Here is a 22,268-nt window from a genome sequence, read left to right on the forward strand (position 1 = left end):
GTATTTTTTAAAGTTTTACGATCTTCAAAATAATGTTCTAAAGTCCGCTTCACACTTGGAAAAGCCAGATCATTCCACGGAATCTCATGTTCTTCAAATAAGCGGCATTCGATACTTTCTTCGCCTGTGCCAAATTTTCCTTCAATTAATTTTGCTTTAAAAAGCACATAGATTTGCCCGATGCGTGGAATATTGTACATGCAGTATAGTTGTTCAACCTCGATCTCGGCTTCGGCTTCCTCACGTGTTTCCCGAGCTGCACCTTGTTCCATCGTTTCGAGCAATTCCATATAACCCGCAGGCAATGTCCATAGCCCATAGCGTGGCTCGATAGCACGACGACAGAGCAATACTTTGTCTTCCCAAAGGGCAAGTGCGCCACAAATGAGTTTCGGATTGACATAATGTACTGTCTTGCAAGCAGGGCAGACCTGACGGGTTTGATGGTCGCCTAGCGGGATTTTATATTCAGTCGGCTGTCCGCAGTTGCTACAAAAGCTCATAAATTATTCGTATATTTCAAGAGTCCAAGATTCCTAGTGAGCATAACGCAAAAAAATTCCCAACGCACCTACAACTGTGCTATATCTGCTTAGATAAGCAGTTGAAGTAAAGCTGAATAGGAATAGGGAACACGCATGCAAAAATTGTTTGAACAAGATCAATTGATCGAACAATTACAGCAAAATTTATCATTTCAACCTCGCACCCAATCGGCGGATGCGGCGGTATTGATTGCAATCACGCAAGAACCAATACCTCGGATTTTATTGACTCGCCGTGCAGCACAGATGCGTCACCATGCGGGTGAAGTATCATTCCCCGGTGGTAGGCGTGAGCGGGCAGATACCAGTAATATCGTGGTGGCACTGCGTGAAGCGCAAGAAGAAACTGCGCTGAATCCGTTTGATGTACAACTACTTGGTGAGTTACCGATGCAACAGGCACGCTCGGGACTTCGAGTAAAACCGATTGTTGGCGTGATTCCTCCTGAAGTGAATCTGGTCGCCGAGCCTGCGGAGATTGATCGCATCTTTTATGTGCCTTTGCAAGAGTTTATCCAAAGTCCGCCACATGCCTATTTGGTTAGATTTGCAGAGCATGATTTGTATATGCCGAGTTTTCGTTTTGATAATGAAATCATTTGGGGAATGACAGCTCGGATTATGGTGACATTGCTTCGTCGTGGATTAAAATGTCATAAAGACTGGCCTTTTCTCGTACAAGCACCGGATATTGATTCGGATTTTGACAGCAGTTTTGATTTTGACCATTAATCCATTCATATTCGTGACATGTATTTAGTCTTAGCCAAACCCTTCACATTATTTTTTAAAAAGGATTCTAGCCATGATATACCAACTCGGAGATTTGCATCCAACCACAACCGTCCAACCGTGGAATGGTTGGGTGGCGGATAATGCCACAGTCATTGGACAGGTCGAACTGGGCAGTGAAGTCAGCATTTGGTTTGGTGCTGTGATTCGTGGTGACAATTCGATGATTCGTATCGGCGATATGAGCAACATCCAAGAAAATGCAGTGCTACATACCGATGCAGGCATTGAGCTGAATGTCGGTAAGCATGTGACTGTCGGACATCAGGCGATGCTACACGGCTGCACCATTGGTGATAATACGTTGATCGGGATTAACTCGGTGATTCTGAATCGTGCAGTGATCGGTAAAAACTGCATCATCGGTGCCAATGCTTTGATTCCAGAAGGGAAAGTAATTCCCGATAATTCGATCGTGATGGGTTCACCGGGGCAAGTGGTGAAACAAGCCTCCGAGCAAGTGGCGCAAATGATCACGATGAGCGCCATGCATTATGCGCATCATTTTAAAAAGTTTCGGGATGAGTTGACGCCATTTTCATTGGACTGATGTCGAGAGCATCCAAAACCAACTACGTAGGCAAATTTCTGCGTTGCTCCTTGCTCGCAATCCTCATGTACTCTATGTACACTGCGGTTGCTGTGCGAGGTGCGTCTTGAAATTTACGCTACTCGTTTGCTTTTAGAAAGCTCTCTAAGATCAGTTGATATTTCTCAGGTGTTTGGGATTGTTCCGACTTTTGTACAGTCGGTCTGATAAAAATACTTTTTAAAATATCCAACTGGCGTATCATAGCAGGCAAATTTTTTGAAAAATTTCCTGTTTTTTATTTGCTTGGAATTGACCTGATAATCCTATGAAGATTCTTGCCCTCGAAACAGCTAATGAACAATGCTCGGTTGCGATTGTCGATGCAACGCAAACCTTGTTTTTTGAGCGTCATCATGAAGCACGGATGCAGACCCAGCAGATTTTGCCGATGATCGAGCGAGGCTTAGCCGAATCGAAAAGTACATGGCAAGATATTTCTGCGATCGCTTTTAGTCGTGGACCGGGTTCATTTAGTGGGGTGCGGATTAATGCTGCAGTCACGCAGGCGCTTGCATGGGCGAATAATTTACCTGTGATTCCTGTATCAACACTGCAAGCTTTGGCGCAACATGCCTATCAAGAGTCAAAATTTTCAGAAGTCACTGCGGTGATTGATGCCCGTATGAATGAAGTCTATTTCGGGCAGTTTGCTGTCGATGATCAAGGCATTATGCAGTTACACGGTGATGAACAATTACTGGGCTACGATCAAGCCATGATGCAACTGAATCCGCCTTTTGATACGTATGTGGTGGGTACTGGCGCAAGTCTAGTGGGTCATACATGTGCTGAAAATCTGTATTATGCCAATGCCATAGATATCGCTGAAATTGCCAAAGCAGAATGGTTGGCAGGGCGTAGCGTATCTGCGGATCAAGCATTGCCTGTTTATCTGCGGGATAATGCGTGGAAAAAAATTGCCGAGCAGGGCAAGTCTTAAGTTCCATTTCATATTTATCCTTTAAACCACATTTAGATTATTGTTTTAGTTTAGGCATTACACATGGATTTACTACTGTTTATCAAAGCCATCATCATGGGTATCGTCGAAGGTATTACCGAATTTTTGCCGATCTCCAGTACAGGGCATTTGATTCTTGCCTCGGAGTTGATGGACTTTTGGACACCTGAAAAAAGTGCCATGTTTGTGGTGGTGATTCAGATGGGTGCGATTGCGGCGGTGATCTATGAATATTGGACAAGGCTGTGGGGCGCTGCGACAGGGATTATCACAGGTGAAGAACAAGGGCGTCGTCTTGGTCTTGGGTTAATTTTGGCATCCATTCCGATCATCTTAATGGGCTTAACTTTTGGGCAATGGGTTAAAGATGTGCTGTTTAATGACATTACTGTGGCGATTGGTCTAATTGTTGGCGGTTTAATCATTTGGTGGGTGGAGAAGAATCCACGTGCGATTAATGCGCCCGAAGTGGAAAATATCAGCTATAAACAAGCGATTTACATTGGTTTAATTCAAGTCTTGTCGTTGATTCCTGGGATGTCACGTTCAGGCGCAACCATTATTGGTGGTATGATGCTCGGTCTATCTCGTAAGGCAGCGACCGAGTTTTCATTCTTCCTCGGTATTCCAGTCATTGTCGGTGCGGGATTGCTTGATGGCTGGCAGAGTCGTCATGTGTTGCAAGGTACGACCGATTGGATGGTGATCGCAGTCGGTGTGATTGTGTCGTTTATTTCGGCGCTCATTTTGATTCGTGTTTTGGTTGCGTATGTGGCGAAGCGTGATTTTATGATCTTTGCGTGGTATCGGATTGCGTCAGGTTTGATCATTTTATTGTTTGCGTTGACAGGTTGGAAGCTTTGGTAAGCAACATGTCAGTGAACGATCAATTGCCGAAGTCAGATTCAGCATTGTGGTCGATTTATTACACGACTGAACATGCTGAGAATGCACAATATTGGCAAACTCGGCTTGCAGATTTGACGGTGCAAAGTCAGTTGATCGAAGCTGAAAAAATCAATAATAAGTTTTTAAAATTCAATCCTAATTTGTCACTCATGGTAGATGCAGGTGGGCTTTGGCTGACTGCAAATGGCATGAAAATGCAACCTGCCTGGCAAGATGAAGTGCCAAGATTGAAACGTGCCAATCCGAAGAATGAATTGATTGCTCGGGCATGTCAGATTAAGCCTCAACTTCATCCAGCAATAAAAATTATTGATGCGACCGCAGGGCTTGGGCATGACAGTTTGTTGATGGCTTCTCTTGGTGCAGAAGTGATTTTGCTTGAGCGTCATCCGATTCTTTTCGCCTTATTGGAATCTGCAAAAAAGCAGGCGGAAATGCACGATTATTTAGCCAATATTGCACAACGAATCATCGTTATTCATCAGGATTCAGCGCATTATTTAACTGAAATAGCACAAGATCAAGCCGATGTGATTTATCTTGATCCGATGTTTCCTGCACGAGATCACAATCAAAAATCAGAGAAAAAACAAGCCCAAGTGAAAAAGCAAATGCAACTGTTACACTTGCTTTTACCAGAAGATGGGGAAATGGATTTGGGCGATGCTTTGCTTGATCTTGCTAAAGCCAAAGTCAAACGTGTGATTGTGAAACGCCCAAAACATGCGACTTTTTTAGATGAGCAAATACCCGACCATCAATGGCAGGGTGATGCAATTCGTTTTGATGCGTATTTCCAAAACTAAAAGCCAAAATTAAACGTCAGCATTAAAAATCAAAACTCATAATGCAAAATATCGGCATGATTTAAACCACAATATTTTGATAATTCGGCATCCACGGCTGAGCTTGTTCAAGCTGATATGCCAATTGTAATAAGCGATCTTCCCGAGCAAATGGTGCAATAAACTGTGAGCCTAAAGGTAGATTATGCTTATTCCAATACAACGGTACGGACATGGCAGGTAAGCCTGTGATATTGGCAAGTTGCGTAAATGGTACCCATTTGAGATTATCTTTAATGAGCTGTTCCATTAATGCGCCTTGTGCAAGCCAATCGGCTTTTCCTAAAGTCAGCAAAGTTTTGAGAATTGGTTTTTGCCAACTTGGTGTCGCTACTTCGCCATTTTTAGGAGCGACGGTTGCTGTGCTTGGAACAAGATAGAGGTCGTAGCGATTGAAGAAGTGATTCATTGCAGTGACGTATTTTCCCCAATTTTGCAGGTTGTGAATATAGTCCACTGCCGAAGTATTAGCACCGAAAGCTGCAATGACTCTTGTATCAAGTTCGAAATCACTGTCACGAACACCTTTGCCTAAGTCGAGTCGAGTTTGGTAAAGATTGTGCGCACATTGACTAAACCATGTGGTGACAAAGTCTTTGGCGAGCTGTGTACCGTTGATGTTTGGTTGATCCTCGATCACATGATGTCCGAGAGATTCTAATAATTTTACCGTTTGTTTGATGGCGTTTATCGCATCTTTAGACACTTTAGTGCCCACAGGTGAAACGGTTGAATACGCAATTTTTAAGGGTTGAGCAGGGCGTTGAATCAGTTCTAAATAGCTTTGCTCGGGATCAGGTAGTCGAAATAGCGAACTAGTTTCAAAACCATGAATCACATCAAGCATCGCTGCACTATCACGCACTGATTTGGTCAGGACATGCTGTGTCGCTGCACCGTGCATCAGTTCACTGCGATTCGGTCCCCATGGCGTTCGTCCGCGACTTGGCTTAAGTCCGAATAATCCACAATACGACGCAGGAATACGAATCGAACCACCACCATCGTTTGCACCTGCGATCGGAGTAATGCCTGCTGCAACTGCTGACGCAGAACCGCCTGATGAACCACCACTATTATGTTTGAGATGCCACGGATTTTTGCATGCACCCCAAGCGACAGGTTCGGTGACTCCTTTGATACCAAGCTCAGGCGTATTGGTTAGCCCAAAGCTGAGTACACCTGCATTTTCCCAGCGGTTGACGATTTCTGAATTTTCTTTTGGTGTGTATTGCTGACGAATATAAGCATTGCTACCACAGCTAGCAGGGACACCTGCATACTCTTGGAATAAGTCTTTGGCAAGAAAGGGTACACCTGAAAATATCCCAGAAGGCATTGAGTTTGCCTTATTTCGGGCTCGATCATACATCGGCGTGATAATCGCATTAATCTTAGGGTTTACTTTTTCGGCACGATTGATGGCGATTTCTAGAATTTCACTGGCTTGTATTTGCTTTGACTGAACCAGTTCAGCAAGACCAAGCGCATCATATTGTATATATTCTTCAAATTTCATGCATTTTTATCCTGTGTTGCATCCAAGCAAGTATTGTTGTTAAGGCGAAGTATTGTATTGATGCTAAATCAAATAGGCATGTTTAGCAATCTATGCTGGGGTGTTAAATATGCGCAATGGATTAAGTGCACACTGCATGTTTTGAACACATAAAAATCTGTAAAATGTCTGCGGAGATGGCGAGATTGCATGTGCTGAAATTGATTATTTCTATTGTTATATATCGTTAATGTGAAACACATTTTTTGAAAATTATGCTAAGTTTGAATCCAGTACATTTGGATTTGAATGAAAAGTGATGAAAAAAATTGTATGCACCACAGTGGCGATGATGTCGCTTGGTTTCTGGACGACTTTGGCTGTTGCACAAACTGCGGACACGGAAGTTGCGCAGGCTCAAAATAATGAACAAATCACCAATGAAGAGGCGCAAGAGCTCGTCGCTGCTGCCAATAGCTCAAAAATCAATATTCAAACCCGTCCTGAAATTATGGGCTTGTGGGGGATGGAAATTCCTCAGAATCAAAGTTGCGTTGAATATTATAATTTCAGCGGTGAAAATAGTATGGTGATAAAAAGTGCTGATGAATGGTCGATTGCACAGTACCAATACGAAGCGCCGAGTAACCGAAGCGAATCTCTACCGATGTTAATCTTTAAGATCAGTTACGATAATAATGAAATGGATTGTTCAGGTGTGAAGCAAGATCAGAGCAATGAGCTGTCAAAGTTTTTTGTAAAATGGGTCAATCAAAATCAAATCCAGTTCTGCGGTACACAACGTGGAGAAAACTGTTTTGCGACTCTCAATAAGCAACTACCATAATTTCTTTAGTTGATTATTTTTGACGATATTTAGGTAGAAAAGTAAGCGATCGGCTTACTTTTTTTCTTGGGGCATAAATGGTTTAAGCAGATGCTTTTCCAAGTAATGAATATCCATTGCTGTTTCACGGAACTGAGGATCACGTAGAATAATATTCTTATGCAACGGAATATTGGTCTTCACACCAGTGATGACCATTTCATCTAAGGCTTGACTAAGCCTTGCCAATGCGGTTTCACGATCTTTGCCATGAGCAATCAATTTGGCGATCATTGAATCATAGAAAGGCGGAATGCTATAGCCTGCATAGAGGTGTGAATCCACCCGAATTCCTGCACCACCCGGCGTAAAGTAATGCTCAACTTTTCCTGCCGATGGTAAAAAAGTTTGTGGGTCTTCGGCATTGATACGACATTCCATCGCATGTCCACGCACTTCAATATCTTCTTGCTGAAGGTTTAAACCGAGCCCAGAAGCGATACGAATTTGTTGCTCAATAATGTCGATACCAGTGATCATTTCCGTCACAGGATGTTCAACTTGAACACGTGTATTCATTTCAATAAAGAAGAATTCTCCATCTTCATAGAGAAACTCAAACGTCCCTGCGCCACGATACTGAATCAGTTCACAGGCATTGACACAGGCTTGTAAAATATCTGCACGAGCTTGCTCAGGTAAGTTTGGAGCGGGTGCTTCTTCTAAGACTTTTTGATGGCGACGTTGTAGTGAACAATCTCGATCATAGAGATGGATGGCATGACCATTACCATCAGCGAGCACTTGCACTTCAACATGGCGTGGCTTCTGTAAGAAACGCTCCATGTATACGGTATCATCACCAAACCACATTTCTGCATCACGCTGTGCAGCTTGTACAGATTCAAGTAGGGTATCGACACGTTCGACAATACGCATACCACGACCACCACCGCCTGCTGCGGCTTTGACGATCAATGGAAAACCAATTTCTTTGGCTTCGGCGAGGGCATTTTGTGGCGTGACAGCATGCGCAGAACCCGGTACAGTTGGCACACCCGCTTTTTTCATGGCGACGATGGCAGAGACTTTATTGCCCATCAGGCGAATGTGTTCGGGGCGTGGTCCGATAAAGGTAAAACCAGAGCTTTCAACAATCTCTGCAAATTCAGCATTTTCAGATAAAAAGCCATAACCCGGATGGATGGCATCTGCACCAGTCACTTCGGCAGCAGTAATAATTGCAGGAATATTCAGATAACTTTCACTACTTGTCCCAGGACCAATACAAACCGCTTCGTCGACGAAACGAAGATGCATCAAATCTTTGTCCGCATCTGAATAGACACCGACCGTTTTAATGCCTAAGGCTTTGCAGGCTCTTGTGATACGAAGCGCAATTTCACCACGATTCGCAATGAGTACTTTTTGCAACATGATTAGACCTCACTGCTTAAGGGCGAAAGCGAAACAGAGGCTGACCGAATTGAATAATATCGCCGTTTTTGACCAAAATCTCTTCGATAACACCGCTTTGTGTAGCTTCAATCGGGTTCATGATTTTCATGGCTTCAATAATCCCAAGCGTTTCACCTGCCGAAATGGTTTGCCCAATTTTGACAAATGGCGCTTCACCTGGATTTGCCGCGGCATAGAACACGCCGACCATTGGTGCAGTTTCGATCGCACCACGTGAAGATTTCACCACAGGCGCTTCAGGTGCAGCTACAACAGGTGCTGTTCCAGCAACAACGGGATTACGACGCGTCAGAGAAATGGCTTGATCTCCCTCTTTGACTTCTAAGGCTTGTAAGTCAGACTCAATCATGAGGTCGATGAGTTTTTTAATCTTGCGAATATCCATACAAATGAATTCCTTGAGTCGTCTATTTCTGTTGTTGTGTAGCTAAATGTTGCGTAGCAAAATCTAACGCATAGTCATAACCACGTGCGCCAAGACCACAAATTACGCCAACTGCTTTGTCAGAGAGGAATGAGTGATGGCGGAAGCTTTCACGTGCATGCACATTGGAGAGATGGACTTCGATAAAGGGGATGGCGACACCAAGGAGGGCATCACGCACACCAACCGAAGTGTGTGTTAAGGCGGCTGGATTGATAATAATAAATTGAGAATTTTTAGCACTGGCTTGGTGAATGCGATCAATGATGGCGCCTTCCCAATTGCTTTGGAAATGCTCAAGCGTTATATTGGCTGATTCTGCTTTTTTTGTAAGTTGGACATTGATGTCGTCGAGAGTCATCGAGCCATAAACTTCAGGCTCACGCTGTCCGAGTAGGTTGAGATTAGGTCCATGAATAAGCAAAATGCGGGTTTGCATGATCGGCATTCCAAAGTTTGCAAGAATTATAAATGTTCAAGATCTCGACAAGTTTAGCCAAATTTGCCGATTTATCGAAGCAAGATACGTCTTATTGTATCTTTTTACAATGTTTAAAACTATCAAAAATTTCAAAAACAAAACGAAATATTGTGGTGAACAGGTAAATTATTTTTGTGCAAAATGATCATCTTTTGCCAGTCGTTCTCAAGTTATAGAATGCTTTTTATGATTTTAAATTTTAATGGTGAGAATGTCTAAAAACTACATCTTACAAGCAGTTTGGCGGTTTTGGTAAGCCTGCAAGTCTTGTGAGATGACGAGCAACAAGACCTGTATTAAAGCGTTGCATGAGTAACTGATTGCTAATCTCGGGATTGACCTTTGTGCTTAAATATTTAATCAAAGGACGAGTTGCAGGTGCATATCCGTACTCATCATAGAAGCGACGAAGTGCATAGAGAATCTCAAAATGTGCAGCGTCCAAAGTTAGCTCTAGTGTGTCAGCCAACTGCTGAGCAACCTCAGGTGTCCAATCTTGGAAGTTTAGTAAATGTCCGTCGTGATCGAGTTCGAGCATAAGTAGTTTCCAAATTTCCTATTGCCAAGTATGTACTTTTTGACTGTGTTGCAACAGCTCCGCCCAATCCGCATAGTCGATGAACTGTAATTGAGCCGTGTTGTGATGTCTTTGTGCATCTGCGTCTGCACTCAAGATAAAAATCGCTTTGACGTGGGAAATGGCATCAAGTGACTGTGCAAGCACAGCATCTTCTAATAACAGTACAGCATCTTGATCAGTTGCGATATTGGCAAGCTCAAAAAGTGCTTGCTCAAGTCGGTGGTAACTCGCTTGTAAAATAAAAAGTTGATTAAATTTTTTTTCTTTCATTTGGTCAATCTCGCTTACCAATGAATGATGTGGTCGAATTGCGCAATGAATTCTTGGTCAAGTGTGACTTCTTGAAGCGCATATTTGCAATCTTTCAATAATGGATGTTGGCGATCTTTGCTTAAAATGTATAAGTGTTCAATGTCATAAAATTCAAAACTTTCTACCATTTTACTGGCAGATTTGATGTAATGTTTAAGCTGTGGATTCGCAGTGGTCTGACTTGCCAAAAGACTTAATCCTGCATCACGAAATAGCACATGGATATTGATGTCAAAACTGGCAAATAACATGAGTGCGGTCAGGCTTTCATTGACATTGATTGTGGATTGATCGTTTTTTGAGAGGATAATCAAGACTGTGCGCATAGAATGATTCATTAATGGTTTATCTTTAAAATGAATATTTAAAATTGCAGTAAATGATCAGCATTTTTGATCGCTTCTGCCAATGTACCTAGCCCAGTTAAAAGATATTTTTCAGCAAGGTTGTGATGCATTAAGTGATGGCGTTTGGCATTTTCTGCATCACTTACCCCACGACTGAGTGCTGCACTGACACAGACATTGAGCGGAATGTCAAGCGTTTGCCATGCTTGGGTGAGGTTGAGTTCATCTTCGGCATGCCACAACTGTGCATTTGCAATCTTCACAGCATCTTGATAAAAAAATACTTCAAAGGATTGGTGCTTACTTTTCATTGCACAAGCCAGTTGAAAAGCATGATAGGCTAATCTTGTCGTTGGCGCTGCGGTGATTAAAATTAAAGTATGCATCGTGGCGGTGCTCAGTCATGGTATACATCTGATGTCTTAACGTGTAATCACGATATAAATCAAATGAATTAAGCTTAATTTTGCACAAAACTAAATCGAGGAAATCACATGATATTAGTCACAGGTGGATTGGGATACTTAGGTAGCCATATCGCATTGTACCTGATGTCCAAGGGACACGAAGTGGTACTGGTGGATAATTTATCACATGCCTCGATGGAGAGTTTGGAGCGACTGGAGTATATCACAAAACTCTATATTCCTTTTATGCGCCTAGATGTACGTAATACACCTGCTTTGCAAAAAGTCTTTGAGCAATATCCGATTGATTATGTGATTCATTGTGCAGGGTTTAAAAGCTTGTCTGAATCTGCGCATAAGCCACTAGAATATTATAATAATAATTTGAGCTGTATGATGAGCGTGCTACGTGCTATGCAACGCAGTGGTGTGCGTCGCTTGGTGAATTTATCTTCGCTGACTGTTTACGGCGCAACAGGTACAGATTGGAAAGAGCAAGATGACTTCCAATATCAACACGGTACACCGTATATTCGTGCACAGCAGAATATCGAACACATTTTACAAGATACGTTCAAGGTTGATGATTATTGGCAAATTCTCAACCTAAGACTTGGCAACATTGTTGGCGCATATAGCGACGGACAGCTCGGCGAATGGACACAACACATTCCAAAATCAGTGATTCAACACTTACTCCAAGTGATTGCAAATCAGCGAGATGTCTTTGAAATTTTTAATCAATCTTTAGATACCGAAGATGGTACGGCAGAGCGTAGTTATTTGCATGTGATGGATATGCTTGATGCGCTGTACAAACTGATGCTGTGGTCAAATGATCAGAAAAATTTCTTGGAAAACTTTAACTTGTGTCATTCTGAATTACATAGCTTGAACACCTTGATTAAAAAGGTGGAAGATGTGACCAGTGGTGTCATTCAGATTCAAGAAGCAGTGGATCAAGTGCATGAGTTTGCACAGTTGAAAGGGAATATGGATAAGCTCAATGCCACGATTTCTTGGCAAGCAGAACATAATCTTGAGAAAATGGTTCAGGATCAATGGACATATTATCAGGCAAGCTTAAATGGTGTTTAATTGATGTGGTTTCGGATGTGACCTCGTATGCTACGGAAATTTAAAGTGCAAAACTTTTAAAATACTGCCATCATATTCTCCGTCGTCAGCCAAACATGTGCACATGTTGCCAGCCATACCATTCACTTCAATTAAAGTTTTTCACGATCGAAATATCGTTCGAGCAACAGAGAGGAAAGTATGTCTACAACACGTATTGAACATGACACCATGGGCGAAGTCGCTGTACCAAGCGATGCAATGTGGGGCGCACAAACACAGCGTAGCCTGCTAAATTTTAAAATTGGTCAAGAGCGTCTGCCACGTGCGATGATTCGTGCCATGGGCTTGGTGAAAAAGTCTGCTGCATTGACCAATGCCTCTTTATCGCAAATTCCTCAAGATATCTGCGATGCCATCGTTGGGGCAGCCGATGAAGTCATTGTCGGGCAATGGGACAGTCAGTTTCCTTTGGTGGTGTGGCAAACAGGTTCAGGCACGCAAAGTAACATGAACTGCAACGAAGTCATTGCCAATGTTGCCAATCAAAAACTCGGTCAGCCGCTCGGCGCACAAAAGCCCGTACACCCCAATGATCATGTCAATCGTGCCCAATCAACTAACGATTCATTTCCGACTGCGATCCATGTGGCGGCTGCGATTCAGATCAATGAATTGCTGATTCCTGCACTGACCAATCTAAAAAATACTCTAGCGGCAAAATCTGCTGAATTTGAAAGTATCGTGAAAATTGGGCGTACCCATTTGCAAGATGCAACGCCACTGACTTTAGGTCAAGAATTTAGTGGTTATGTCAGTCAGCTTGAGCATGGTTTAGCACGTTTGGATTATGCTTTGCATGGCTTGTATGAATTACCACTTGGTGGAACGGCAGTCGGAACGGGTTTAAATGCCCATCCTAAATATGCAGAAAAATCAGCACAAAAACTCGCAGAACTGACTCAACTTCCTTTTGTCACTGCACCGAATAAATTCGAAGCCTTAGCAGGGCGTGATGCGGCAGTCTTTGCCTCGGGTGCATTAAAAACCATCGCAGCCAGTCTCAATAAAATCGCCAATGATGTGCGTTGGCTTGCTAGTGGGCCTCGTTGCGGTTTGGGGGAATTGCGCATTCCTGAAAATGAACCCGGTTCAAGCATCATGCCGGGCAAGGTCAATCCAACCCAAAGTGAAGCGATGACCATGGTTGTGGCACAAGTGATGGGTAATGATACGACAATTAATATTGCAGGGGCTTCAGGAAACTTTGAGCTGAATGTATTTATGCCTGTGATTGCCTATAACTTGTTGCAATCCATTCAACTACTTGGCGATGCAGCGAATAGTTTTAATGATCATTGTGCCGTAGGTATAGAGCCGAATCATGAAAAAATTGATCATTTCTTACATAACTCATTGATGTTAGTCACGGCGTTGAATCCTGTGATTGGTTATGAAAACGCCGCAAAAGTGGCAAAAACGGCGTATAAGGAAAATAAATCACTCAAGCAAGTTGCGGTCGAGCTTGGCTTGGTGACGGCAGCGCAGTTTGATGAAGTGGTGCAACCTGCGCAGATGGTTTATCCAAATCTGTAATGCTATGTTGAATTGAAATGAAAATAAGCATTGGGTTGAGCGCTACTCAATGCTTTTTTATTATCATTAAATTTCCTTGCTTTCTACAAAATCACTTCAAATTAAAAAAATGCGCAACATAAAGATTTTCCGTTAGAATAAGCGCATTTGAGAATGTACCGATTGAGGATGCCTATAATGCACATTGCTGCTCTACATCAACCAAGTCAGATTCAGCTCAATCAAGATGGAAATCTCAAACATTTTCTCACCATCGAAGGGCTGAGTAAAAGCAATCTCACCAAAATCCTCGATACTGCGCAAAGTTTTTTTGATGAAAATAATAATCTGATCACCACGCCGTTATTAGAAGGGCGTACAGTGATGAATCTATTTTTTGAAAATTCAACACGAACACGGATGACTTTTGAAGCCGCAGCAAAGCGTCTTTCTGCAAATGTTCTGAATATTGATATTGCACGCTCAAGTACCAGTAAAGGTGAAACTTTGCGAGATACTTTGTGGAATCTTGAGGCGATGGCAGCAGATATTTTTGTGGTGCGTCATTCGGCATCGGGTGCGGCACATTTTATTGCCGAAACAGTCTGCCCGAATGTAGCGATCATCAATGCAGGTGATGGACGGCATGCCCATCCAACCCAAGCCATGCTTGATATGCTGACCATTCGCCGTGAATCAAACAAGCCATTTGCTGAGTTAAGCGTGGCGATTATCGGGGATATTAAACATTCTCGAGTAGCACGCTCTAATATTGCAGCGCTCCAAACTTTAGGTTGCAAAGATATTCGAGTGATTGGTCCTCGCACATTATTGCCTGTGGCATTTGATGATTATTCGCAAGATGTGCGTCTATTTACCGACATGGATGCAGGCGTGAAAGACTGCGATGTGATCATTGCGCTACGTATCCAAAATGAACGGATTGATTCGCCTGCATTATCCTCTCAACAAGAGTTCTATAAGTTGTATGGCTTAAATGAAGAACGTCTGGCTTTGGCAAAACCAAATGCCATCGTGATGCATCCAGGGCCGATGAACCGTGGCGTGGAAATCGCTTCGAGTATTGCAGATGGTGCGCAGTCGGTGATTTTAAAACAGGTCACCAATGGTATTGCGGTGCGTATGGCGGTACTTGCTTTAAGTATGCAAGGACAATTGCAACATCAAGGCTTTATCGACACTTTAAGTCTGTAAATCTGAAATGAAATTTGAAACTATTCTGCAAAAGTAAAGTGAGGCTATTGTGAGCGAAGTCGAAATAAATCAAAACAAAGTAAGCCAAAACCAAGCAAGCCAAATCATAAAAATTGAAAATGTTCGTGTCTTAAATCCATTGACCGATACTGATCAAATACAAACGGTGTACCTTGATCAAGGGCGGTTAGTTAATGGACAAGCAATTGATCAAAGTCAAATCACGCAGATCGACGGCAAAGGGCATTGGCTAATGCCAACCATGCTAGATCTGTGTGCACGATTACGTGAGCCGGGTCAACAGCAACATGGTACGCTCAAATCAGAAGGATTAGCCGCACGTAAAAATGGCATTTTGCATATTGTGACCCCGCCTGATAGCAAACCGATCGTTCAAGATAATGGTGCATTGCTCGCAGGATTGCGAGAAAAAGCACTGAAAGATGGTGGCATCTATCTCCACATTATTGGCGCACAAACTCAAGGCTTAAATGGTCAGCAACCTGCCAATATGGCAGGACTGCGCAAAGGCGGTTGTATTGCGGTATCCAATGCCAATGCGGCGTTTGCCAATGATGATGTGGTGATTCGTACCATGGAATATGCCGCAGGTTTGGGCTTAAAAGTGGTGTTCTATGCCGAAGAACCTGAAATTGCTAAAGATGGCTGTGTACATGAAGGGTTTGTCGCATCTCGACAAGGTTTGCCGATGATTCCACCGATCGCTGAAACGGTTGCGATTTCTAAATATCTGCACATGATCGAAGCGACAGGTGTCGAAGCGCATTTTGGTCTATTGTCGTGCGGTGAGTCGGTACAACTGATTGCCAATGCTAAAGCAAAAGGCTTACTTGTGACGGCGGATGTGGCAATGCATCAACTGCATTTAACTGATGCAATCATTGACGGTTTTAATTCGCTGGCGCATGTACGTCCACCTCTGCGCTCTGAACAAGATCGTCAAGCGCTCCGTGAAGGTGTGCGTTCGGGTGTGATTGATGCGATTTGTACCCATCATGAGCCACTCAGCAGTTCAGCGAAAATGGCACCATTTGCCGAAACTGAATCGGGATTTAGTGCATTTGATAGTTTTGTGTCTTTAGGTGTGCAGTTGGTTGATGAAGGTTTGTTGACACCACTGCAATGGGTGAAAAGCGTAACCACCAATGCGGCTCAAGTTTTTAATCTCAATCAAACATGGCGAAAGCAATCAGGTTGGGTTTTGGTCAATCCAAATCAATCGTGGATAATGGAAGCATCGTCGATGTATTCACAAGGGAAAAATACACCATTGATCAATGCACAGCTCAAAGGGAGAGTGGTTGATTGTTATATGGCGGATACGCTTTAAACGACAAACTGTTTGAAATCTAGGCAATTATACTGCGCTTACGCAGACGATGCTTTACCTGCATCTGAGAATTGCCTATGATGTGTTGCCTTAAATGCGCTCATAGCTCAACAGGATAGAGTACAGGTCTCCGAAGCCTGTGGCGTGGGTTCGAGTCCCGCTGAGCGCACCATTTTCTTGTCTGATCACATCCGAATTAATCCTAATATTATTAAAAATTAATAACTTATATCTGCCTATTGTCCGATAATGTCCGAAGGCGTTTTAGGATACCGCAAGTTTTTACGGTATTTTTTACGGTACATTCTGTTTCTTGAAAAAATATACCGTAAAAATGCCTAAACTCGTTATTAGTCTTACAGACTCAAAAATTAAATCTGCAATATCAATGCAAAAGAAATCATTTGAAAAAAATATTAAGCTTTCAGATGGTGGTGGCCTTTATCTGTTATTAGATAAAAAAGGCGGGGCATACTGGCGTTTTGATTATATTCGCCCAATTACAAAGAAAAGAGCCACTATAGCTATTGGTGTATATCCAAGCTGTACATTGGCATCAGCACGTGCAAAAAGAAGTGAGTTCAGAGAGCAGCTTGCTCAGAATATTGATCCTACCATTCAGAAAAAGCGTGAAAATGAAACAACCCAATATAAAAAAAATACTTTCAAGGTGATTGCAGATGAATACCGTAAAACTGAAGAGTTAGAGCCGAGTACTCAGCGAAGAAATCAATTTGTTTGGGATAAATTATATGCTGCTCTTGGTGATCAAGTTATTACTGAAATAACGCCTACACAAGTTTTGGAAGTATGTCGTATTTACGAGCGTCAAGGCAAAACAGATTCTGCAAAGCGAATGAGAAGTAAAGCATCTCAAGTCTTTCGTTATGCAATCTCTTTAAGTTTGTGTCAATTTAATGTCGCTGATCAAATTAGTGGTGTTTTGAAAGTAGGCAAAACTAAGCATAGAGCTGCTATCACTGACGAACAGCAGTTAGGGCAGCTACTCAACAATATAAATAAAAATGTAGGGCGTGGTGATATCGTCATTGATTACGCTGTGAAAATCTTACCTCATGTATTTGTGCGTCCTGGAGAATTGCGAGCAGCAAAATGGGCTGATATCGATTTTGAAAATAAAACATGGAGTTATACACCATCCAAAACAAAGAATCAGACCGCTTTACAACATATAGTTCCTTTGTCTGATCAAGTGTTAAAGATGTTTCAAGAGCTATATTACATTACCGGACATGCAGAATATTGTTTTGTATCTATGCGCGATAAAACTAAAACTATCAGTGAATCGACAATTAATAAGCGTTTGAAACAATATGGCTTTGAAAATGGAGAGACGACTGGGCACGGATTCCGAGCAACTGCCAGAACCTTATTGGATGAAGTTTTAAAATTTCCTATTGAGCGTATAGAGCAGCAGCTTGCTCATCAGGTTAGGGATATGCATGGAAGGGCATACAACCGTACAAAGTATTTGGAAGAGCGCAAAGGCATGATGCAAGCATGGTCTGATTATTTAGATCAATTGGTCTGTAAATCTAAAGACTGATCAGTGAGTTTTGGAGTACAAGCGAATTCAGTTTCCGCCATCTCCACCAAATTTCTTTCCGAAGTAATTCGTCGGAATCTAAAAAAGCCTTTAAACTCAATGTTTAAAGGATTTTTTATTGGCTGTATTGTCCGACCTTGTTCTAAGCTGTTTGACCCTATTTTTGCTTTATTAGGGTCAAAATTGGGACAATTTGACCCACTAAATAAGTTTAATTATGTGGGACAAAGATATGTCGCTTACTGATGTGCTGTGTAAAAAAGCATTACCGCAGGAAAAACAGTACCGCCTTTCTGATATTAATGGTCTGTCTTTACGAGTCGATCCGAATGGCAAAAAATATTGGTCTATCAGATACACGGAAAATGGACAAAGGAAGTCCAAAGCATTAGGTATCTATCCTGAGCTAAGTTTAAAGCGTGCAAGGGAGATCGCGCTTGATCTGAGATATAAACTCAGAAATACAACTGAGGTCGAGCAGGAGCAGCCTTATTTTAAGGAAGTCGCAGAGGATTGGTTCAATAATCAAAAAGAAACCTGGTCATCCAAACATATTAGTAATGTTCGAGCTTCCTTGGATGAGCTTTATATTGCTCTTGCTAATAAGCGTATTAATCAGATTCAGGCACCTGAGATTCTGCAGATCATTAAGAAAATTGAGGCAAGAGGCTCGCTTGAAATTGCAAAACGTACCTTATCTCGTTGCGGCATGGTCATGAAATACGCTATTGCCCATGGATACCGCTATGACAACCCGGCAGGTGATTTAGTTTATGCCCTCAAGAATAAACGGGTCAAAAACTTAGCTTCGCTTTCGGCCTCTGAAATGCCTGAATTTTTAAGAAAGGTAAGAGCGTACCCAAGTGATGCTCAGACACATCATGCGATTATTCTGATTATGCTGACAGGCGTTCGGGTTAGTGAGTTGCTGCAAGCACGCTGGGAAGAATTTGATCTGGAAGGACGTAAGTGGGATATCCCTGAAGAACGAATGAAGAACAGACTTCCGCATCGTGTACCGTTGACGGACAGGATGATTGCTGAGCTTCAGGCATTGAGACTTACTCATAATCAGGAACTGCTTTTTCCACATCGTTTAAATAATAAAGAACCGATGCGTAGTGAATCTATTTTGGCTGTGATTAAACGTTCGGGTTATGCAGGTCGAATGACCACACATGGTTTTAGATCGCTATTCAGTACAGTCGTCAACGAGTCCAATTTATTTAATCCTGATGCTATTGAACGCCAACTTGCCCATGTACCTCAGAATAGAATTCGTTCGGCTTATAACCGAGCACAGTACTGGGATGAACGTGTCAAGATGATGGAGTGGTATACGCAGAAGGTGAAGTATTGGCTAGGCTAATACTTCGGCTTGCCGTTTTCATCGCAATACTCTAACTTATATGCATTTTTAATTAAATCCTCTAGAACTTTGGCTTCTGAACAGTTTCTGATTTCTGACAACTGTGTAAGCTCACTCTTAGTTTTTTTAGTTAATGGTAAATGATATTTTTTCTTTGCTTTCTCTTTTTCTAAATAGTTTTTTTGTTGCCAAGAATTTTTTATCCGATTAATTAAAATAATGTAATCGCTTTCATTCTTCATTAACTTATCGTCTAATACAGATAAAACATAATCTTCAGTATGTTGATCATTAGAATAATGACTAAACCTTCTTTCATCAATTGAGTTTTTAAAAAAATATTGTTTAAGCCATTCAGTGAAAGCTTTATCATCTAGGTATTTTTTTAGTTTGTAGTGGTTTGAAATGTGCATGTATCTATTGATAATTAAGTTTATTTCATTGGGGTTATTGTCCTTGGAATATATATCGTTAAATATTTTAAGTAAAAGTAAATAAGGATTTGCGCCTGAGGGTAAATATACTGAATACGAAATATAGCCACTTAAAAAGTGTGGATTAGCATTAAAAATATAATTAATTATAAATATTAAAATTCTGTGATTGTTTTTATGTTTTTCATAAGCACTTATTGTTTTACTTTTAAGTGAGTTGATAAGGTTTGTATTTATTGATGAATTTATATTTTCATTATTTTTTGTGCCCTTTATTAATTCGTTTCTTAGATCATCAATAGAGTTAAATTTGGAAATGTCTTTAGCTGAATTATCGGAATAATAAAACTCAAAAATCATTTCATCACTGAGATTAGCAATAGATTTAGCTATTTTTTCAGGGTCGCTTAGTGTACCGACTTGGGAATCATTGTTAGTGTTCATAGGCTACATACATGTTTGATTTGTTTCCCTAATGGTAACATCTATAGTATGACTTTGATAGGATATAAATAGAACTTTAATCAAATCTGAATAGGGTTTTTATAGGGTTTTTATAGTGTAGTATTGTTTGTTTAGCATGTTCTTTCTCTTTCTTTTATGTATTTTTAATAAGTAGTTAAGTATCAGATAACTTCTTGTTATCAGCTTTTAGTGATTTTGAATATTTCCAGTAAATTGTAGCGTGCCACTCAGTCGTTTGTTTGACTACAATGACTGTCAGAATAGGTGTAATAATTCTATTCCAATCCATTAATCTTAGTTTCATAGACCAGCACCCCAATGCTGGTCTTTCCACTTAGTAATCACCTATTAAATATTTACACAATCCAAGTATCCATTTGAACCTTATACTTGGAGATGAAAATGTCGTACCTAGCTAATCGAAGTTTTACCGAGAACGAAGTTTTACCGAGAACGAAGTTTTAGTAGACATAGAAAGTTTTGTAGAAAAACTGATTAAGCATAAATATTCTAGAAAGCAATTTTATGATGAGTTGGTTCATCTACTTTTTAGATTTAATAACATGATGGATTGGGGTGTTTGTTACTCACCATTTGTAGATTCATTTAAGAATATAATTGTTGACTATGATATATATTTTACTGATAAAGAAAGTTTGAAATATGAGTTAAAAAGAAAATCGATAAAAGAGTGGTTCGAGTATTTTTCATCATTTAGTGATTTTAGAAGGCGTGAGTTAACTAAACAGAGATACAACGAGTGTTACAATTCAAGAAATTTAAACAAGAGGTTGGATTATTTAATACAAAACTATTCTTCTATCTTGGTTGTTCGTGTTGATTTTGGCTATAGACACAAAGTACCCTTAGAACAAGTGGTGTCAGATTTTGAACGATTTAAGAAGAATCTAACATATACTCAATATGGCAGAGAAAAATTATTATTTGTTTGGGCTTTAGAGCAGGGAGAGTCGAAGGGCTTTCATTATCATATTGCTATATTGTTTGATGGGTCGAGTAGGTATGGTGCTTACAAAATTGCTAGTGATTTAGGCGAAATTTGGAAAAAAGTCACTCAAGGTAATGGCATATATTTTAATTGCCATGATAGGGCATATTTAGCTGAGTTTGAGCGTAGAGGTAAGACAGGTATCGGTATGATCTATTGTAACTTTAAGCCACATGCGGATAACATGAAAGCTACGCTAGGTTATCTTACTCAGCCCGATAAAGGTCAGCATCTACGAGTCAAGACCAGTCCTAAAATGCGAACCTTTGGCATGTCTCAATTGTAAATAATCTCAGATATACAACATCTAGATGAGAATCATCTTCTCTTTTTACGTTTATGTTCTTGGAAAAGATCAATCACATCTAGAGGTAAATTATGAATACTACAAATTGTCCTTACTGCCATTCTTATGACATCGTGAAAGTCGTAGAACATGGTCAGCAATCCAACTCCCAAACCGCATTTGCAGCATCGGCATCTTTTGCAACGATTGGTGCATCTGTTACCAAGTACTTACCCATTCCAGTCAGTCCATTGATTGGTGGTGTCGCTGGTGCGGTACTTGGTGGTTTGTTTGGTGAAGCGATGAGTCCTGAGCCTAAATCAATCGGTATGGCATATCTGCATTGCCAAAACTGCAACAAGCAATTTCGTCTTTGAGCTATAGGAGCAATCACATGACACATCTTCTTGAGCAAATGGCGTATGTTGGCGCAACGCCTTGGCACGGCTTAGGCAATGCGTTAAGTCCAAATCAACCCATTGAAATATGGGCTGAACAGGCGGGCATGGATTGGAAAATAGAATCTTCAAATGTCAGCTATATGCCGACAAATGATCGAGGGCAAAGCATCATCATGCCGTATAACGATCAGCGTGTCTTATACCGATCCGATACTCACGCACCTTTGTCAGTGGTGAGTCAACGATACCAAGAAGTGCAACCCAAGCAAATTCTTGAGTTCTATCGGGACTTAACTGAACAATCAGGCTTTGAATTGGAAACCGCTGGTGTCATCAAAGGTGGTAAAAAGCTGTGGGCTTTGGCTCGTACAGGGCAAAGTAAAGCCTTGCGTGGCAATGATGTCAGTAATGGCTATGTGCTGTTGGCGACGGCATGCGATGGTACCTTAGCCACCACGGCACAATTTACTTCAATCCGTGTGGTGTGTAATAACACTTTAGCGATTGCATTAAGTGGTGCA

Annotated in this window: 25 protein-coding genes and 1 tRNA gene; 16 read left to right on the top strand and 10 right to left on the bottom strand. The window is 41.3% G+C overall.

Going from position 1 to position 22,268, the window contains the following annotated elements:
• Positions 1 to 503 (bottom strand): NUDIX hydrolase (locus tag ACE3PQ_RS01780; RefSeq protein ID WP_374294674.1); only part of this gene is annotated, 503 nt, incomplete at its 3' end.
• A gap of 135 nt (positions 504 to 638) precedes the next feature.
• On the opposite strand from ACE3PQ_RS01780, the gene ACE3PQ_RS01785 reads away from it, so the two are divergent.
• The 5 genes from ACE3PQ_RS01785 to ACE3PQ_RS01805 all read left to right on the top strand — a co-directional run bounded on the left by ACE3PQ_RS01785 (position 639) and on the right by ACE3PQ_RS01805 (position 4,605).
• Positions 639 to 1,277, top strand: coding sequence for a CoA pyrophosphatase (locus ACE3PQ_RS01785; protein ID WP_374294676.1), 639 nt, complete (start codon positions 639 to 641; stop codon positions 1,275 to 1,277).
• 73 nt (positions 1,278 to 1,350) lie between these two features.
• The gene (locus ACE3PQ_RS01790) at positions 1,351 to 1,887 is read left to right on the top strand and encodes a gamma carbonic anhydrase family protein (protein ID WP_374294678.1); all 537 of its coding nucleotides are present in this window, start codon (positions 1,351 to 1,353) and stop codon (positions 1,885 to 1,887) included.
• Between the two features lie 307 nt (positions 1,888 to 2,194).
• Positions 2,195 to 2,869, top strand: coding sequence for a tRNA (adenosine(37)-N6)-threonylcarbamoyltransferase complex dimerization subunit type 1 TsaB (tsaB, locus tag ACE3PQ_RS01795; RefSeq protein ID WP_374294680.1), 675 nt, complete (start codon positions 2,195 to 2,197; stop codon positions 2,867 to 2,869).
• A 63-nt stretch (positions 2,870 to 2,932) separates the two neighbouring features.
• Positions 2,933 to 3,757, top strand: coding sequence for an undecaprenyl-diphosphate phosphatase (locus ACE3PQ_RS01800; protein ID WP_374294682.1), 825 nt, complete (start codon positions 2,933 to 2,935; stop codon positions 3,755 to 3,757).
• 5 nt (positions 3,758 to 3,762) lie between these two features.
• Entirely contained in the window at positions 3,763 to 4,605 is an 843-nt protein-coding gene (locus ACE3PQ_RS01805; protein WP_374294683.1) for a class I SAM-dependent methyltransferase, read from the top strand.
• 61 nt (positions 4,606 to 4,666) lie between these two features.
• Here the strand turns inward: ACE3PQ_RS01805 and ACE3PQ_RS01810 are convergent, their stop codons facing one another.
• Complete coding sequence (locus ACE3PQ_RS01810) at positions 4,667 to 6,163, bottom strand: amidase (protein ID WP_374294685.1); 1,497 nt, start codon at positions 6,161 to 6,163, stop codon at positions 4,667 to 4,669.
• A gap of 298 nt (positions 6,164 to 6,461) precedes the next feature.
• Between ACE3PQ_RS01810 and ACE3PQ_RS01815 the strand changes: the two genes are divergently transcribed.
• Positions 6,462 to 6,989 carry a hypothetical protein gene (locus ACE3PQ_RS01815; RefSeq protein ID WP_374294687.1) on the top strand — a complete coding sequence of 176 codons (528 nt, stop codon included), beginning with the start codon at positions 6,462 to 6,464 and terminating at the stop codon, positions 6,987 to 6,989.
• A gap of 54 nt (positions 6,990 to 7,043) precedes the next feature.
• On the opposite strand, the gene accC is transcribed toward ACE3PQ_RS01815, so the two are convergent.
• The 7 genes from accC to tusD all read right to left on the bottom strand — a co-directional run bounded on the left by accC (position 7,044) and on the right by tusD (position 10,977).
• Positions 7,044 to 8,405, bottom strand: a complete 1,362-nt coding sequence (accC, locus tag ACE3PQ_RS01820; protein ID WP_374294689.1) for an acetyl-CoA carboxylase biotin carboxylase subunit — start codon at positions 8,403 to 8,405, stop codon at positions 7,044 to 7,046.
• A 16-nt stretch (positions 8,406 to 8,421) separates the two neighbouring features.
• The gene (locus tag ACE3PQ_RS01825; protein ID WP_374294691.1) at positions 8,422 to 8,832 is read right to left on the bottom strand and encodes an acetyl-CoA carboxylase biotin carboxyl carrier protein subunit; all 411 of its coding nucleotides are present in this window, start codon (positions 8,830 to 8,832) and stop codon (positions 8,422 to 8,424) included.
• Positions 8,833 to 8,854: 22 nt separating this feature from the next.
• The gene (aroQ, locus tag ACE3PQ_RS01830) at positions 8,855 to 9,310 is read right to left on the bottom strand and encodes a type II 3-dehydroquinate dehydratase (RefSeq protein WP_374294693.1); all 456 of its coding nucleotides are present in this window, start codon (positions 9,308 to 9,310) and stop codon (positions 8,855 to 8,857) included.
• A gap of 271 nt (positions 9,311 to 9,581) precedes the next feature.
• Entirely contained in the window at positions 9,582 to 9,890 is a 309-nt protein-coding gene (locus ACE3PQ_RS01835) for a TusE/DsrC/DsvC family sulfur relay protein (RefSeq protein ID WP_374294695.1), read from the bottom strand.
• An 18-nt stretch (positions 9,891 to 9,908) separates the two neighbouring features.
• Complete coding sequence (locus ACE3PQ_RS01840; RefSeq protein ID WP_374294697.1) at positions 9,909 to 10,202, bottom strand: DsrH/TusB family sulfur metabolism protein; 294 nt, start codon at positions 10,200 to 10,202, stop codon at positions 9,909 to 9,911.
• Between the two features lie 14 nt (positions 10,203 to 10,216).
• On the bottom strand, positions 10,217 to 10,570 hold the full coding sequence (locus ACE3PQ_RS01845) for a hypothetical protein (RefSeq protein WP_374294699.1): 354 nt from the start codon (positions 10,568 to 10,570) through the stop codon (positions 10,217 to 10,219).
• A 38-nt stretch (positions 10,571 to 10,608) separates the two neighbouring features.
• Positions 10,609 to 10,977 (bottom strand): sulfurtransferase complex subunit TusD, encoded by a 369-nt coding sequence (tusD, locus tag ACE3PQ_RS01850; RefSeq protein ID WP_374294701.1) that lies wholly within the window; start codon positions 10,975 to 10,977, stop codon positions 10,609 to 10,611.
• A gap of 108 nt (positions 10,978 to 11,085) precedes the next feature.
• On the opposite strand from tusD, the gene ACE3PQ_RS01855 reads away from it, so the two are divergent.
• The 7 genes from ACE3PQ_RS01855 to ACE3PQ_RS01885 all read left to right on the top strand — a co-directional run bounded on the left by ACE3PQ_RS01855 (position 11,086) and on the right by ACE3PQ_RS01885 (position 19,152).
• Positions 11,086 to 12,096 carry an SDR family NAD(P)-dependent oxidoreductase gene (locus ACE3PQ_RS01855; protein ID WP_374294703.1) on the top strand — a complete coding sequence of 337 codons (1,011 nt, stop codon included), beginning with the start codon at positions 11,086 to 11,088 and terminating at the stop codon, positions 12,094 to 12,096.
• Positions 12,097 to 12,276: 180 nt separating this feature from the next.
• Positions 12,277 to 13,671 carry a class II fumarate hydratase gene (gene fumC / locus ACE3PQ_RS01860; RefSeq protein ID WP_374294705.1) on the top strand — a complete coding sequence of 465 codons (1,395 nt, stop codon included), beginning with the start codon at positions 12,277 to 12,279 and terminating at the stop codon, positions 13,669 to 13,671.
• Positions 13,672 to 13,848: 177 nt separating this feature from the next.
• Positions 13,849 to 14,865, top strand: a complete 1,017-nt coding sequence (locus tag ACE3PQ_RS01865; RefSeq protein ID WP_374294708.1) for an aspartate carbamoyltransferase catalytic subunit — start codon at positions 13,849 to 13,851, stop codon at positions 14,863 to 14,865.
• Positions 14,866 to 14,968: 103 nt separating this feature from the next.
• Positions 14,969 to 16,216 carry a dihydroorotase gene (locus tag ACE3PQ_RS01870; protein WP_374294720.1) on the top strand — a complete coding sequence of 416 codons (1,248 nt, stop codon included), beginning with the start codon at positions 14,969 to 14,971 and terminating at the stop codon, positions 16,214 to 16,216.
• 96 nt (positions 16,217 to 16,312) lie between these two features.
• Positions 16,313 to 16,388, top strand: a tRNA-Arg gene (locus ACE3PQ_RS01875).
• A 162-nt stretch (positions 16,389 to 16,550) separates the two neighbouring features.
• Positions 16,551 to 17,783: an integrase arm-type DNA-binding domain-containing protein gene (locus ACE3PQ_RS01880; protein WP_242789990.1), complete on the top strand. Its 1,233-nt coding sequence runs from the start codon at positions 16,551 to 16,553 to the stop codon at positions 17,781 to 17,783.
• A 232-nt stretch (positions 17,784 to 18,015) separates the two neighbouring features.
• Positions 18,016 to 19,152 carry a tyrosine-type recombinase/integrase gene (locus tag ACE3PQ_RS01885; RefSeq protein ID WP_374294710.1) on the top strand — a complete coding sequence of 379 codons (1,137 nt, stop codon included), beginning with the start codon at positions 18,016 to 18,018 and terminating at the stop codon, positions 19,150 to 19,152.
• On the opposite strand, the gene ACE3PQ_RS01890 is transcribed toward ACE3PQ_RS01885, so the two are convergent.
• A complete protein-coding gene (locus ACE3PQ_RS01890) occupies positions 19,149 to 20,030 on the bottom strand; it encodes a hypothetical protein (RefSeq protein ID WP_374294712.1) in 882 nt (293 codons plus the stop codon). The two genes, ACE3PQ_RS01885 and ACE3PQ_RS01890, sit on opposite strands and share 4 nt — an antisense overlap.
• Positions 20,031 to 20,614: 584 nt before the next feature.
• Between ACE3PQ_RS01890 and ACE3PQ_RS01895 the strand changes: the two genes are divergently transcribed.
• The 3 genes from ACE3PQ_RS01895 to ACE3PQ_RS01905 form a co-directional block, all read left to right on the top strand.
• On the top strand, positions 20,615 to 21,346 hold the full coding sequence (locus ACE3PQ_RS01895) for an inovirus-type Gp2 protein (protein WP_374294714.1): 732 nt from the start codon (positions 20,615 to 20,617) through the stop codon (positions 21,344 to 21,346).
• Between the two features lie 92 nt (positions 21,347 to 21,438).
• The gene (locus ACE3PQ_RS01900) at positions 21,439 to 21,723 is read left to right on the top strand and encodes a hypothetical protein (protein WP_374294716.1); all 285 of its coding nucleotides are present in this window, start codon (positions 21,439 to 21,441) and stop codon (positions 21,721 to 21,723) included.
• 17 nt (positions 21,724 to 21,740) lie between these two features.
• Positions 21,741 to 22,268 (top strand): DUF932 domain-containing protein (locus ACE3PQ_RS01905; RefSeq protein ID WP_374294718.1); only part of this gene is annotated, 528 nt, incomplete at its 3' end.

The sequence above is a fragment of the Acinetobacter sp. genome (assembly GCF_041911495.1).
Taxonomy (GTDB): Bacteria; Pseudomonadota; Gammaproteobacteria; order Pseudomonadales; family Moraxellaceae; genus Acinetobacter.